General features: G+C 71.3%; 11 protein-coding genes. 7 read left to right on the top strand and 4 right to left on the bottom strand.

The window, feature by feature from the left end:
- Nucleotides 1-75 precede the first annotated feature (75 nt).
- From bla to AC57B8_RS28070, 5 genes are all read left to right on the top strand, one after another.
- Nucleotides 76-963, top strand: coding sequence for a class A beta-lactamase (gene bla / locus AC57B8_RS28090; protein WP_496481394.1), 888 nt, complete (start codon nt 76-78; stop codon nt 961-963).
- Nucleotides 964-1013: 50 nt separating this feature from the next.
- Nucleotides 1014-2009: a LysR family transcriptional regulator gene (locus AC57B8_RS28085; protein ID WP_496481393.1), complete on the top strand. Its 996-nt coding sequence runs from the start codon at nt 1014-1016 to the stop codon at nt 2007-2009.
- A 141-nt stretch (nt 2010-2150) separates the two neighbouring features.
- Nucleotides 2151-3722: an AMP-binding protein gene (locus AC57B8_RS28080; protein ID WP_496481392.1), complete on the top strand. Its 1572-nt coding sequence runs from the start codon at nt 2151-2153 to the stop codon at nt 3720-3722.
- A 20-nt stretch (nt 3723-3742) separates the two neighbouring features.
- A complete protein-coding gene (locus AC57B8_RS28075) occupies nt 3743-4981 on the top strand; it encodes an acyl-CoA dehydrogenase family protein (protein ID WP_496481391.1) in 1239 nt (412 codons plus the stop codon).
- Between the two features lie 34 nt (nt 4982-5015).
- Nucleotides 5016-6014, top strand: coding sequence for a tripartite tricarboxylate transporter substrate binding protein (locus AC57B8_RS28070; protein ID WP_496481390.1), 999 nt, complete (start codon nt 5016-5018; stop codon nt 6012-6014).
- Between the two features lie 10 nt (nt 6015-6024).
- Here AC57B8_RS28070 and trhA read toward each other — a convergent pair whose 3' ends face one another.
- Entirely contained in the window at nt 6025-6648 is a 624-nt protein-coding gene (gene trhA, locus AC57B8_RS28065; protein WP_354347693.1) for a PAQR family membrane homeostasis protein TrhA, read from the bottom strand.
- Nucleotides 6649-6853: 205 nt separating this feature from the next.
- Here trhA and AC57B8_RS28060 point away from each other — a divergent pair, with 205 nt between their 5' ends.
- Nucleotides 6854-7849 carry a TRAP transporter substrate-binding protein DctP gene (locus AC57B8_RS28060; protein WP_492678398.1) on the top strand — a complete coding sequence of 332 codons (996 nt, stop codon included), beginning with the start codon at nt 6854-6856 and terminating at the stop codon, nt 7847-7849.
- Here the strand turns inward: AC57B8_RS28060 and AC57B8_RS28055 are convergent.
- Nucleotides 7846-8865: an AraC family transcriptional regulator gene (locus tag AC57B8_RS28055; RefSeq protein WP_496481389.1), complete on the bottom strand. Its 1020-nt coding sequence runs from the start codon at nt 8863-8865 to the stop codon at nt 7846-7848. The genes AC57B8_RS28060 and AC57B8_RS28055 overlap by 4 nt on opposite strands.
- Nucleotides 8866-9005: 140 nt before the next feature.
- Between AC57B8_RS28055 and AC57B8_RS28050 the strand changes: the two genes are divergently transcribed.
- On the top strand, nt 9006-9797 hold the full coding sequence (locus AC57B8_RS28050; protein ID WP_354347690.1) for a crotonase/enoyl-CoA hydratase family protein: 792 nt from the start codon (nt 9006-9008) through the stop codon (nt 9795-9797).
- A gap of 9 nt (nt 9798-9806) precedes the next feature.
- On the opposite strand, the gene AC57B8_RS28045 is transcribed toward AC57B8_RS28050, so the two are convergent.
- Together AC57B8_RS28045 and AC57B8_RS28040 are read right to left on the bottom strand one after the other, a co-directional pair.
- Nucleotides 9807-11231, bottom strand: coding sequence for a GTPase/DUF3482 domain-containing protein (locus AC57B8_RS28045; protein ID WP_496481388.1), 1425 nt, complete (start codon nt 11229-11231; stop codon nt 9807-9809).
- Nucleotides 11228-12616, bottom strand: coding sequence for a DUF2868 domain-containing protein (locus AC57B8_RS28040; protein WP_496481387.1), 1389 nt, complete (start codon nt 12614-12616; stop codon nt 11228-11230). The genes AC57B8_RS28045 and AC57B8_RS28040 overlap by 4 nt, the downstream gene beginning before the upstream one ends.
- Between the last annotated feature and the right edge of the window lie 99 nt (nt 12617-12715).

The following is a 12715-nucleotide window of genomic DNA, read 5'->3' as shown; positions in this document are numbered from 1 at the left end:
GCGCTGGAAGCGCGAGGGCGGCGCTCCTACGATGCCTTTCATTCCATCCACTCGCGAAAAGAAAGACGCACGCACATGAACCCTCTGATCCAGCGCCGCACCCTGTTGCTCGCCGCCGCCGTGACCCCGCTCGCCGGCGCCTGCAGCGCATGGCCGAAGAAGGGCGCGCAGTCGGACGCCGAAACGCAGCTCGCCGAACTCGAGCGCGCCTGCGGCGGGCGCCTGGGCGTGTCGGGCTTCCACACCGGCAGCGGCGCGCGCCTGCAGCACCGCGCGCACGAGCGCTTTCCGCTGTGCAGCACCTTCAAGCTGGTGCTCGCCGCGGCGGTGCTCGAACGCAGCGCGACCGACGCCAGCCTGCTCGGGCGCCGCGTCAGTGTCGGCAAGGGCGACCTGGTGTCGCACTCGCCGGTCGCCGAGAAACACCTCGCCACCGGCATGACCGTGAACGAGATGTGCGCCGCCACCATGCAGTACAGCGACAACGCCGCCGCCAACCTGCTGCTGAAGGTGCTGGGCGGGCCGGCCGCCGTCACCGCGTTCGCGCGGCGCATCGGCGACACCACCTTCCGCCTCGACCGCACCGAGCCCGAGCTGAACACCGCCATTCCCGGCGACCCGCGCGACACGACCACGCCTGCGGCCATGTCCGACACCGTGCAGCGGCTCGCGCTGGGCGATGCGCTCGGCGTCCCGCAGCGCGAGCAGATGCGCGAATGGCTGCTCGGCAACACCACCAGCACCGAGCGTTTCCTGGCCGGCGTGCCCAAAGGCTGGCGTGTGGGCGACAAGACCGGCGCGGGTTCGTACGGCTCCACCAACGACGTCGGCGTGCTGTGGCCGCCGTCGGGCGCGCCGCTGGTGCTGTCGGTCTACCTGACCTTCCCCGACAAGGACGCGAAGGGCCGCAACGACGTGGTTGCCTCGGCCACGCGCATCGCCGTCAAGGCCCTCGCAGGCTGAGTCGGCGACGGGGCCACAATGGGCGGCCCCATCTTTCCCCCGCCCGCCCCATGGACCTGAGGTCTCTTCGCTATTTCATCGCGGTGCTCGAAGCCGGCAGCCTGTCGCGCGCGGCGGCATCGCTGTACGTGGCGCAGCCCGCGCTGACCGCGCAGATCAAGAAGCTCGAGGCCGAACTCGGCACGCAGCTGTTCGACCGCTCGCACGTGGGCGTCACGCCCACGGCCGCCGGGCTGCAGCTGTACCAGGACGCGCGGCGCCTGCTGTCGGATGCCGCGGCCATGCGCGAGCGGCTGCAGCGCGCGCCCGACGGGCCCGAGGGCTCGGTCACGGTGGCGGTGCCGTTCCTGCTGGCCTCGCTGCTGCTCGGGCCGGTGCTGGCGCGGCTGAAGCAGTCGCACCCGCGCATCCGCGTGTTCGTGATCGACGACCTGAGCCTGATGGTGCGCAAGGCCATGGTCGATCGCCGCGCCGACATCGGCCTGCTGGTCGACACCCCGAGCGTCGAGGGGTTGGATGTGCGCCCCTTCGTGCGCGAAGGCATGTTCCTCTGCGGCTTCGATGCGAAGGGCGAGGTGGCGGCACTGCTCGGAAAAAGTGCGAAGGGTGGGCGCGCGAAGAAGGGTGCGCCCGCGCGTCCTACGGTGCCTTTCGCGCGCGCCGCGAACCTGCCGCTGGTGCTGCAGTCGCGCCGCTTCAGCATTCGCCAGCGCGTCGAGGCGGCGGCCGAGGCGGTGGGCGTGGAACTCAACGTGGTGCACGAGCACGACTCGGCGCGCGTGCTGCGCTCGCTCTACCTGGCGGGCGCGGGCTTCACGGTCACGCCCGCCTGTGCGCTTGCGGACGGGCCGGGCGATCAGCCGAACTGGTTGATCGCACGCATCGTCGAGCCCGAGCTGGCGCGCACCTACCACCTGGCGACGCCGGCCGGCAAGGTGCCCGACGCGGCCACGCAGGTCGTGAGGCAGGCGCTGGCCGACGAGGCGCGCTCGATGATCGCCTCGGGCCGCTGGGACGCGCAGTTCCTCGGCGACGGCAAGCCATAGCCATCGCGGGCAGGAGGATCGTGCGCCAGGGCCATCATCTTTTGTGATGGCCGCGCATCAGCAATCGGTATTTGTTGTGCGACGGCGTTGTTTGCGAAAGTTCTCCCCACGGTGCACAGGCACCGGCCTCAAGGAGACAACTTGCCCTCACTTTCGTCCGAGGTCGCCAACGTCGGCGAACTCGCATCCCGCGCCGCCCGCCTGCATGCCCGGCAGATCGCCGTGACCAGTCCGCAGCGCGCCTGTACCTACGAACAGCTCGACCGGCGCGCCAACCGCCTGGCCAATGCCCTGCGCGGGTTCGGCCTGCAGCGCGGCGACCGCGTGGGCGTGTACCTGCCCAACTGCGTCGAGATCGTCGAGCTGGAGCTGGCCTGCTACAAGGCCGCGCTGGTGAAGGCGCCGATGAACGCGCGGCTCGCGCCGGTCGAGGTGGCCGAGGTCATCGAGAACAGCGACGCCGCGCTCATCGTCACCACCGCCGCGCGCGCCGAGACCTTCCTGCCGCTCCTGAAGGGCGCGGCCCCGAAGCTGCTGCTGCTCGACGCGGCCGAGGGCACGCCCGCTTCGTACGAAGGCCAGCTGGCGCGCGCGAGCGACGCCTTCACCTGCGAGCGCGTGCGCGCCGACGAGCTGGCGGTGCTGCACTACACCTCGGGCTCCAGCGGCGTGCTCAAGGCCGCGATGCAGACCTTCGGCAACCGGCTGGCCCAGCTGCGCAAGTTCCTCTCGCGCAGCGAAGGCCTGCGCCCCGGCGACCTGCTGGGGCTGGTGGGGCCGATCACGCACGCCTCGGGCATGCAGATCGTGCCGGCGCTGTGCAGCGGCGCGACCATCCGCCTGTTCACCGGCTTCGAGCCCGCGCGCTTCCTGGACGACATGAAGAAGGAGCGCGTGACCCACACCTTCATGGTGCCCACCATGATCAACATGCTGCTGGCCGAGCTGCAGGGCCGCTACCGGCCGCTGCCCGACCTGCAGCGCCTGGGCTACGGCGCCGCGCCGATGGCGCCCGCGCGGATCATGCAGGCGATGGACGTGTTCGGCCCCGTGCTGTCGCAGGGCTACGGCGCGGGCGAGACCACCTCGGGCGTGTGCGGCCTCTCGGTGGAAGACCACCTGTTCGCGCGCGCCGCCATGCCCGAGCGGCTGGCCTCGTGCGGCCGGCCGTTCCTCGAATCGCTGGTGGAGATCGTCGACGACGAAGGCCAGCCGGTCGCGCCCGGCGAGGTGGGCGAGATCGTGGTGAGCGGCGAGGACATCTTCGCCGGCTACTGGCGCGCGCCCGAGCTCACGGCCGAGGTGCTCAAAGAGGGCCGCTACCACACGGGCGACCTCGCGCGCGCCGACGACGAGGGCTACATCTACATCGTCGACCGCAAGAAGGACATGGTCATCAGCGGCGGCTTCAACGTGTACCCCTCGGAGGTCGAGGCCGTGCTGTACCAGCACGCGGCGGTGGCCGAGGCCTGCGTGTTCAGCGTGCCCGACGACAAGTGGGGCGAGGCGGTGGCCGCGCACATCGTGCTGAAGCCGGGCGCCTCGCCCGACACGGCCGGGCTCGACGACTTCTGCGCCGCGCGGCTCGCGGGCTTCAAGCGGCCGCGCCGCATCGAGTTCGTCGAGTCGCTGCTGAAGAACGCCAACGGCAAGGTCGCGCGCAAGGCGATCCAGACGCCGTACTGGGCCGGCCACGCGCGGCGCGTCAATTGAACAAGAGCGAAGAGAACGACATGGACACCACGCTGACCCCTTCCGCCGCAGCCACCGAGGCTTCGGCCATCCGCGCGCCGCTGTTCGACGGCCCCTTCGAAGGCTCGCCGCGCGCGGCCGAGCTGATCGCCCGCATCGGCGATTTCCTGAACGGCGAACTGGCCGACCTGGTGCGCGAGAAGGGCATCGACCACGAGCACGGCCCCGACAGGGAAACGCTGCGCCACGTCTGGCGCCGTTCGCACGCGATGGGCTTCTACGGCATGACGCTGCCACCGGCGATGGGCGGCCTAGGCCTGTCGCTGCTGGACCATGTGCTGGTGAAGGAATCGATCTACGCCAGCGGCTCGCCGCTCGCGCCGCATGTGTTCGGCGAACTCAGCGGGCCGCCGCGCGTCGGCGCACTGGCCAAGTTCGCGACACCGGAGCAGATGGCGAAGTTCATCCGTCCCGTGGCGCAGGCCGAGAAGGCGATCTGCTTCGCGCTCACCGAGGCCGAGGCCGGCTCCGATGCCGGCGCGGTGCAGACGCAGGCGCGGCGCGAGGGCGACGTGTACGTACTCAACGGGCGCAAGCGCTTCATCTCGGGCTCGCCGTTTGCCGATCTCGCGGTGCTCATGGCGTCCACCTCGGACGACCCGGCGCGCCGCGAGGTGACGGCGTTCTTCGTCGACCTGACGCAGCCGGGAGTGGAGGTGCAGGCGGGCTACAAGACCATGGCGGGCCAGTCGACCACGGGCGACATCGTGCTCACCGATTGCCGCGTGCCGGCCGCGAACCTCATCGGCGAGCCCGGCAAGGGGTTGGCGCTGGCGCTGGGGCGCATCACGGTCAACCGGCTGCTGCACTGCCCGGGCATGGTGGGGCTGGCGACCGTGGCGCTGAAGGACGCGCGCGACTACGCGCGCACGCGCCGCCAGTTCGGCCGCGCCATCGCGCAGTTCCAGGCGATCCAGCATTCGCTGGCCGACATGGCGACGCAGCTGTGCGCGGCGCGCGCGCTGATGCTGTCGACCGCGCGGCAGATCGACGCCGGTGGCGACCCGCGCGCCGAGGCCTCGATGGCCAAGCTGTTCTGCTCGGAGGCCGCGTTCCGCGTGGCCGACGCGGCGGTGCAGATCCACGGCGGCGAAGGCATCGTGCAGGGGCGGCGCGTGGAGTTCCTGTTCCGCATGCTGCGCATGTACCGCGTGCTCACGGGCACGAGCGAGATCCAGAAGAACATCATCGCGCGAGAGTTGATCGGCGATGCGGCCTGAGGCCGGACCACAAAATCAGGAGACAAGACAAGCCATGACTCTCATCAATGCCAATCGCCGCGCGCTGTGCGGTGCGATCGCGGCCTCGGCGCTGCTGCCGGCCATCGGTCGCGCGGCCGGAGCGACTGCTGCTGCCTGGCGGCCGACCCGCCCGGTCAAGTGGGTCGTGCCGTACCTGGCCGGTACCGGCCCGGACAACGGCGCGCGCATCCTCGCGGAAGCGCTCGGGCCCTTGCTGGGGCAGCCGGTGGTCATCGAGAACCGCGGCGGCGCGGCCGGCAACATCGGTGCCCGCCAGGTCGCGCGCGCCGCGCCCGACGGCTACACCTGGATCTACTCCAGCGCGCCCATGGCCGCCAACATGCGCATGCAGCAGAACCCGGGCTACGACGCGCTCAAGGACTTCCGCCACATCATGCGGCTGACCACCTCCGACGTGCTGCTGGTGGTGAATGCGGGCTCGGGCATCCAGACCCTGCAGGAGCTGGTGGCGCGTGCGCGCGCCAACCCCGGCAAGCTCGACTACGCCTCGGGCGGCGTCGGCACACCCTCGCACCTGGGCGTGGAGCTGTTCCTGCAGGCGGCGGGCGTGCAGGCCACGCACGTGCCGTACAAGGGCGCGTCGGAAATCGTCAACGCGGTGCTGGGCAACCAGGTGAACTTCGGCATGCCGATCTTCTCGGTGGCGCTGCCGCACGTGCAGGGCGGCAAGCTGCGCGCCCTGGGCGTGGCCGGTGCCAAGCGCAACGCGGCCTTGCCGCAGGTGCCGACGCTGGCCGAGCTGGGGCTGCGCGGCGTCGAGCTCACGTCGTGGGGCGGCGTCTCGGTGCCGACGGGTACGCCCGATGCCATTGCGGCGCGCATCTACGAGGTGTTCGGCCAGGCGCTGAAGCAGCCGTCGGTGATCGCTGCGCTGACGGAGCTGGGCAGCGAGGTGAGCCCGTCGACGACCGAGGCCTACGTGCAGGGCTTCGCGAACGAGATGGAACTGACCGAGCGGATGATGAAGACCGCGAAGCTGCAGCCGTTGTAAGAGGCAGGCTTCAGAGCACGAACCACCCCACGGCCACGTAGTGGCTCGTGGTGCCGGCCAACACGAACAGGTGCCAGGCGCCGTGCGCGTGGCGCAACCCCCGCCGGTTGCGATAGAACACCGTGCCCACCGTGTAGAGCACGCCGCCCGCGACCAGCCAGGCCAGGCCCGTGGCGTGCAGCTTGGCCGCCAGCGGCGCGGCAGCCAGCACGCCGAGCCAGCCCATGCCGATGTACAGCGGCAGCGAAGGCTTCTTCGCCGTGCCGGTCTCGGCGGGTTTCAGTTCGCGCCAGATGCCGAAGCACGCGGCGCTCCAGATCGCCGCGAGCAGCAGCCAGCCCCAGGGACCTTGCAGCGTGACGAGCGCGAAGGGCGTGTAGGTGCCCGCGATGAGCAGGAAGATCGCGCAGTGGTCGGCGCGCTCCCACAGGCGCTTGCTGCGGCCGCGCGTGCTGTGAAAGAGCGTGGAGGCCGCGTACAGCGCCACCGCCGAGAGCGAGAACACCAGCCCCCCCGCGATGCGTGCCGGATCGCCCGTGGGCAGCGTCTTGGCGAGCAGCAGCGCGGCGGCCGGCAGCGCGAGCAGCAGGCCGAACAGGTGGCTGTAGCCGTTGAGTCGTTCGCCGGGGTACATGAGGTGCTGAGGTGCGGTGGGGAAGTGGGCGCGTCGGGCGCACGCGGATGCTAGGGAGTGGCCATGACTGCCCCGTGACCGGGCAAACCCTGTCTGGATTCTGGTTGCAAATGTTTACATTCAGCGGCCGGGATGCATTCCCGACACCCGCCGCGTGCTTTGGCGCACCCGCGCCGGCGGGCCTTCTCACCGTGAGGGACTGCCGATGAAAAAAAGTTTGATGTCGTGGCGCCGGGCTGCTGTCCTGTGCGTCGCCATGGGGAGCGCCGCTGTCGCTTGTGCGCAAGTGCAGCAGTTCAAGTGGGGCCACATCTACGAGCCCGCGAGCATCTTTCACCAGCAGGCCGAACTGGCGGCGCGCAAGATCGCCGAGCAGTCCGAGGGCAAGATCAAGATCGAGGTGGTGCCCGCCTCGAAGCTGGGGCAGGAGCGCGACTACGCGCTGATGCTCGCCAACGATTCCATGCAGATCGCCTACGTCGGGCAGGCCACGCTGGCCGAGGGCTACCCGCCGCTGGGCCTGGGCAGCTACCCCTTCGCCTTCAAGGACCTGGACCACGTGCGCAAGTACCTCGCGAGCCCGCTGCTCGCGGACCTGATGAAGGGCTACAACGAACGCAGCGGCAACCGCATGGTCGCGTCGGTCTACTACGGCGCGCGGCAGGTGACCTCGGGCAAGCCGCTGCAGCGCCCCGAGGACTTCCGCGACCTGCGCCTGTACGTGCCCGACGCCGCGGCCTACCAGCTCTTTGCCACCGCGCTCGACGCCAAGCCCGTGTCGCTGCCGTTCAACAGCCTGTACGGCGCGCTCAAGAAGAACGAGGTCGAGGCGCAGGAGCATCCGCTGGGCACGGTGCGCGCCAAGCAGCTGTACGAGGTGCAGAAATACGTGCAGCTCACGGGCCACATCTACGACACGCTGGGCATCGTCATCGGCAAGGCCGCCTGGGCCCGGCTCACGCCGGCGCAGCAGGCGATGGTGGAGAAGACGCTGGCCGACACGGCCAAGTGGACCAACGTCGGCGTGATCGCCAGCGAGCTCGAAGACGAGCAGTTCCTGCGCGGCAAGGGCATGACGGTGCAGCCGGTCAACCGCCTGCCGCTGCTGGAGCGCGTGACGAAGCGCTCCACGCCCGAGCAGATGGGCGCGCGGCCGGGCGACTTCGCCAAGCTGCAGGCGCTGGCCGGCGCAGCGAACTAGCCCGCGCGCTGGCGGTAGCCACGCGGCGTGCTGCCGGTCCACGTGCGAAAGGCGCGGTGGAAGGCCGGCGTGTTGTCGAAGCCGACCGAGGCGGCGATGCGGTCGATGGGCTCGCGCGTCTTCACGAGGCGCTGGATCGCGAGGTCGCGCCGCAGCTCTTCCTTCAGCGCGCGAAAGCTGGTGCCCTCGGCCGCGAGCTGGCGCGACAGCGCGCGCTCCGACATGTGCACCGCGCGCGCCGCCGCGCCCAGCGTGGCGGCCGAGGCGAGGTGCGCGGCGACGAACTCGCGCACCGTGGCGCTGGTGGTGTCGTGGTCGAAGGTGACGAAGATCCAGTCGTCGGGTGCGCGGCGCACGAAGTCGAGCAGCTCGGCGCGCGTGCGCTGGAAGGTCTGGCGCAGCACCGGTTCGGCAAAGCGCACGGAAGATGTGTCTTGCTCGAACTGCAGCGGGCCCGGGAACAGGTTGGCGTACTCGTCGAAGCGCGCCGGGCGTGGGAACGCAAAGCCGACGCCCAGCACCGGCAGCTGCCGCCCCATGAGCCACGAGGCCACGCCGTGGATCAGCTTGACCATCAGCGCATGGCCGAAGGGCGTGGTGGGCCGCGCGGCCGCTTCGGGGTGCGGCGCGATGGCGATCGTGGCCACGCCGTGGGCGCGCGTCATGCGCAGGCGGTGGTCGTCCAGCAGCAGGTTCCAGAAGCGCGTGAAGCGGTACATGGCGACCATGAGCGAGGGCGCGTCGAGCAGGCTGAGCCCGAGGTACTTGAGCGCGCCCGCGCGGATCGGGCGCGACCACAGGCCCAGCATCTCGTCGCCCATGAAGAGCGACACGCACTCGTACATGCGAACGAACTGCTCGCGCGTGACGCGCGCGCCGTCCTGGCGCAGCAGCTGCGGCGAGAGGCCGGCCTGCGCGGCCAGCAGGTCGATGTCGCGCGGGCTCAGCTGGCGGCGCGCGCCGCTCAGCAGGTGCTGCAGGAAGCTGACGGCGACGGTGGCGCGCTCTGGCGGCATGACGGGTTCAAAAGACGGTTGGCGGAATCTGCAAATGAATGGGCGCGATCTGCAAGCAATGGCGCGACGCCCAGGGCTATCGTAGCCCTGAAGCGCCCCATTCCGGTGGCGGAACCCGCAATAACCCAAGGAGCCCTGCCGTGATCGAACGGAACGTCACCCTGCACATGGACGAAGAGGTCGCCGTCGTGACCCTGAACCGTCCCGCCAAGCGCAACGCCATCGACGAGGCCACGCTGACCGCGCTGGACGCCGTGTTCAGTGCGCTGCCGCGCGAGGCCAAGGCCGTGGTGCTGACCGGCGCGGGGCCGCATTTCTGTGCCGGGCTCGACCTCAAGGAACACCACGACAAGGAACGCACGGCGGTCGACTTCATGCGCGTGTGCCAGCGCTGGCACAGCACCTTCGACAAGATCCAGTACGGCGGCATCCCGGTGGTCGCGGCGCTGCACGGTGCGGTGGTCGGCGGCGGGCTGGAGCTGGCGGCGGCCACGCATGTGCGCGTGGCCGACCCGTCGACCTACTTCGCGCTGCCCGAGGGACAGAAGGGCATCTTCACCGGCGGCGGCGCGACGGTGCGCGTGGCGCGCATCATCACGCCGGGCCGCATGGTCGAGATGATGCTCACCGGCCGCGTGCTCGACGCCCGCGCCGGCAAGACGCTGGGCCTGGCGCACGAGATCGCCGCCCCCGGCGAGAGCCTGCGCGCCGCGATGGTGCTGGCCAAGCGCGTGGCGAAGAACGCGGCGCTGTCGAACTACGCGATGGTGACGTCGATCAGCCGCATCGCCGACATGTCGGCCACCGACGGCATGTTCGCCGAGTCGCTGATGGCGGCGGTGGTGCAGACCGGCGGGGAAGTGCAGACGCGGCTGGGGGCGTTCGTCGACAAGTCGCTTGCCAAGGTCACGCCCGAACAAGTCGCGGGCTGAGGCCCGGCGTCAGGCCTCGAAGGCGCGCCGCAGTTCGCTCGACAGCGTGCCGGCCAGCGCCTCGCGCTGAGGCGCGGGGCGCCAGAAGCTGCGCGTGAGGGCGCCGGCCGATTCCCATTCGGGATGGCTGCGCGCGGGCTGCACGGCGCGCACGGCGCCGGCGGCAGCACGCATCAGCGTGTCGTCCTCGTCCGCCGAAGGCGCTTCGGCCCGGATGCGCTCGACGGCCGCATGGCCGCGCCGCTCCAGCGCCTGCGCCAGTTGCAGCTGCCATGCCGCGAGCGTGAACAGCACACTGTCTTCCACCGTGAGCTCGTGCATGTCGCGCAGCTTGTTGGCCAGCTTGCGCCCGAGCGGCCCCCAGCCCTGCGACACCGCGCCGCCGATGGCGCCGCCCAATGCGGCGCCCGCGCCCAGCGACAACCCCGCCACCGCGAGGTCGGCCACCACGCCCACGGCGGCGCCGATGACCGCGCCCTTGCCCAGGCGCAGGCCCGCGTCCTTCATCGCCTCGGGGTTGAAGAAGTCGAGCGTCCAGCGGCCTTCGATGATCGGCAGCGGCGCTTCGTCGGCGTCGCCCTGGCGAAAGCCGTAGAGCGCGAGCAGGTCGTCGGTGCAGCGCTGGGCCTTGTCGAACACGTCCTTCTGCACGCCGGCGACCAGCGCCTGGCGGCGCGTGGCGTCGGCGAACTCGGCGGCGGGCACGGTGCGGCGGATGGCCGCGGCGTCGACCAGCAGGTCCGCGATGCGCGTGCAGGCCGACTGGCGGCGCGCGTCGGCCTCGGCGTCGAGTGCGTCGACCACGCCGCGCAGCGCGTCGCGGCGGTCGCGCAGCAGGGTGGCCAGGTCGTTGTAGAGGTCGTGCTCGGCGCCCACGAACGGCGCCGCCGCATCGAAGCGCACCTGCACGTGCAGGCCGTAGGCCGAGAGCAGTTCTTTCCAGGCCGGCTCGCGGCTGGCGGCGTCGCGCACGAAGTTGAGCACCGGCAGCACCGGGCGCGCGCAGGAGTTCAAGAGTTCGATCTCGTCGCGGAACTTGGGCAGCACCGGCTCGCGCACGTCGATCACGAGAAAGGCGGCGTCGATGTCGAGCATCGCGCGAAGCACCTTGGCCTCCTGCTCGAACACGCCGTGCGCCTCGGGGCCCTGCAGGAAGCGGCGGATGCGCTCGGGCGGCGTGGCCTGCTGGGCGGCGTCGAGGCCGGCCAGGTGCTCGCGCAGCGCGACCGCGTCTTCCAGGCCCGGCGTGTCGAGGAAGCGCACGGCCGGCTGGCCGTTCACCTCGAGATCGACCGACTCGACATGGCGCGTGGTGCCGGGGCGCTGCGACACCTCGCCGAAGTTCACGCGCCGCGTGAGCGTGCGCAGCAGCGAGGTCTTGCCCGCGTTGGTGTGGCCGACGACGGCAATGCGGATCGGAGTCGGGGTGGTCATGCGGTGGTGGTGCCTTCCGTGAAGACGGCATCGAGCCGGTCGCTCGCGACCACGTGGGCGAGCCCGGCGTCGCGCAGCCAGTCGCGCCAGCGCTGCGTGGCGGCGGCGTTGGGCGCGTCGGCCAGCCAGAGGCGGCATTCGCCGCAATGCGCCAGCACATCGCGCAGGAAGCGCTCGGTGCCGCGGTCGGGGCTCGAGGCCGCATGGCAGACCAGCAGCACGGTGCGCGGGTGGACCTGCGCGAGCTGGTCGAGCAGCGCGCGGCGCGCCGGGGCGCTGCCGTCGATGCGGGCCGACGATGCCGGCAGGCCGGCGGGCGGCCAGGGCAGGTCGGGCGGCAGTTCGAAGCCGACGACGAACAGGCCGTCGTGCTGCTCGGAGGCCGGCAGGCCCGCGGGCGCGGCGGGGTGCGCGCGGCCCGGGTCGGCATCGACGATGGCGGGCGGCGCCAGCGCGGCGAAGCGGGCCAGCAGCTTGCGGTAGTAGGGCGCCTGCCAGTCGGGCTGCAAGGCGGGGCGGCGATGGCGGCAGACGGCGGCGCTCAGCAGCACCAGCGCCAGGCGCGGCAGCAGGCCGTACACCGCGATGCAGCCGGTGAGCCACAGCGCCCAGGTGCGCTGGGCCGCTGCGACCGGCACCGCCGATTGCACCGTGGCCGCATCGGGCACCGGAAAACCGAACTGCGCCGGCAGCCAGCCCAGCGCCTGCACCACGCGCACGAAGAAGGCCGGTTCGAGGATGGTGGTTTCCCAGCTCAGCGTGTAGCTGCGAAAGGCGAGGGCGAACAGCATCGCGGCCAGCACCACGGCGAACGACAGCGCCCAGATGCCGTGGCTCACGAGACCGAAGGCCCAGGGCAGCAGGCGCGCACGCGTCAAGAGCCCCGTGGCCGCGCGCACCAGCTGCGGCGCCTGGCCGCGCTGGCCGCCCGCCACGCGCGCCGTGAGCGACAGCCACAGCCAGCCCAGCGAGGCCGTGCCGAAGGTGCCCGACGGCAGCCACAGGCCGGCCAGCCACAAGAGCAGCGTGAGCGCATGCAGGCCCAGCAAGCTGACGAGCGCGACGATCACGTTGATGTGGCGGTCGCTGCCGCCAACCACCTGGCCCGCCAGGCCCAGGCCCGCGATCACGACCAGCGCCACCAGCGCCAGCAGCACCCACGGCGCCCATTGCCGGCCGCGCGCGAGTTCGGCCTGCAGGCCCATGCGCTCGCCGAGCTGGCGGGCGCGTTCAACGATGCGGGTGGGGCCGTCGGCTGCGCGCGAGGCTGCGGTGCGAAGGGCCGACGCGTCGTCGAGCGGGCCGTTCTGTTCGGTCCATCGGACCGCCTCGGTGATCACCGCATCCGGAAAAGCAGGTGCGCGCAGCGCGGTGGTGGTGATCAACAGGGTCCCTTCTTCTTCGCCAATGACGCCCCGGCGCAGCAAAGCGGCGGCGGGGCGCGCAAATTATGCCCGGCGCATGCAGAAGGCCTGCCCAAGAGA

Source organism: Variovorax sp. BGA-UO-ETr-C22 (assembly GCF_059567965.1).
The sequence above is the reverse complement of the archived record's forward strand: the minus strand, read 5'-3'. Positions and strand labels throughout refer to the sequence as shown.

Coding starts and splice junctions, on each gene's coding strand:
- bla (WP_496481394.1), top strand. CDS start 76: ATGAACCCTCTGATCCAGCGCCGCACCCTGTTGCTCGCCGCCGCCGTG.
- AC57B8_RS28085 (WP_496481393.1), top strand. CDS start 1,014: ATGGACCTGAGGTCTCTTCGCTATTTCATCGCGGTGCTCGAAGCCGGC.
- AC57B8_RS28075 (WP_496481391.1), top strand. CDS start 3,743: ATGGACACCACGCTGACCCCTTCCGCCGCAGCCACCGAGGCTTCGGCC.
- AC57B8_RS28070 (WP_496481390.1), top strand. CDS start 5,016: ATGACTCTCATCAATGCCAATCGCCGCGCGCTGTGCGGTGCGATCGCG.
- trhA (WP_354347693.1), bottom strand. CDS start 6,648: ATGTACCCCGGCGAACGACTCAACGGCTACAGCCACCTGTTCGGCCTG.
- AC57B8_RS28060 (WP_492678398.1), top strand. CDS start 6,854: ATGAAAAAAAGTTTGATGTCGTGGCGCCGGGCTGCTGTCCTGTGCGTC.
- AC57B8_RS28055 (WP_496481389.1), bottom strand. CDS start 8,865: ATGCCGCCAGAGCGCGCCACCGTCGCCGTCAGCTTCCTGCAGCACCTG.
- AC57B8_RS28045 (WP_496481388.1), bottom strand. CDS start 11,231: ATGACCACCCCGACTCCGATCCGCATTGCCGTCGTCGGCCACACCAAC.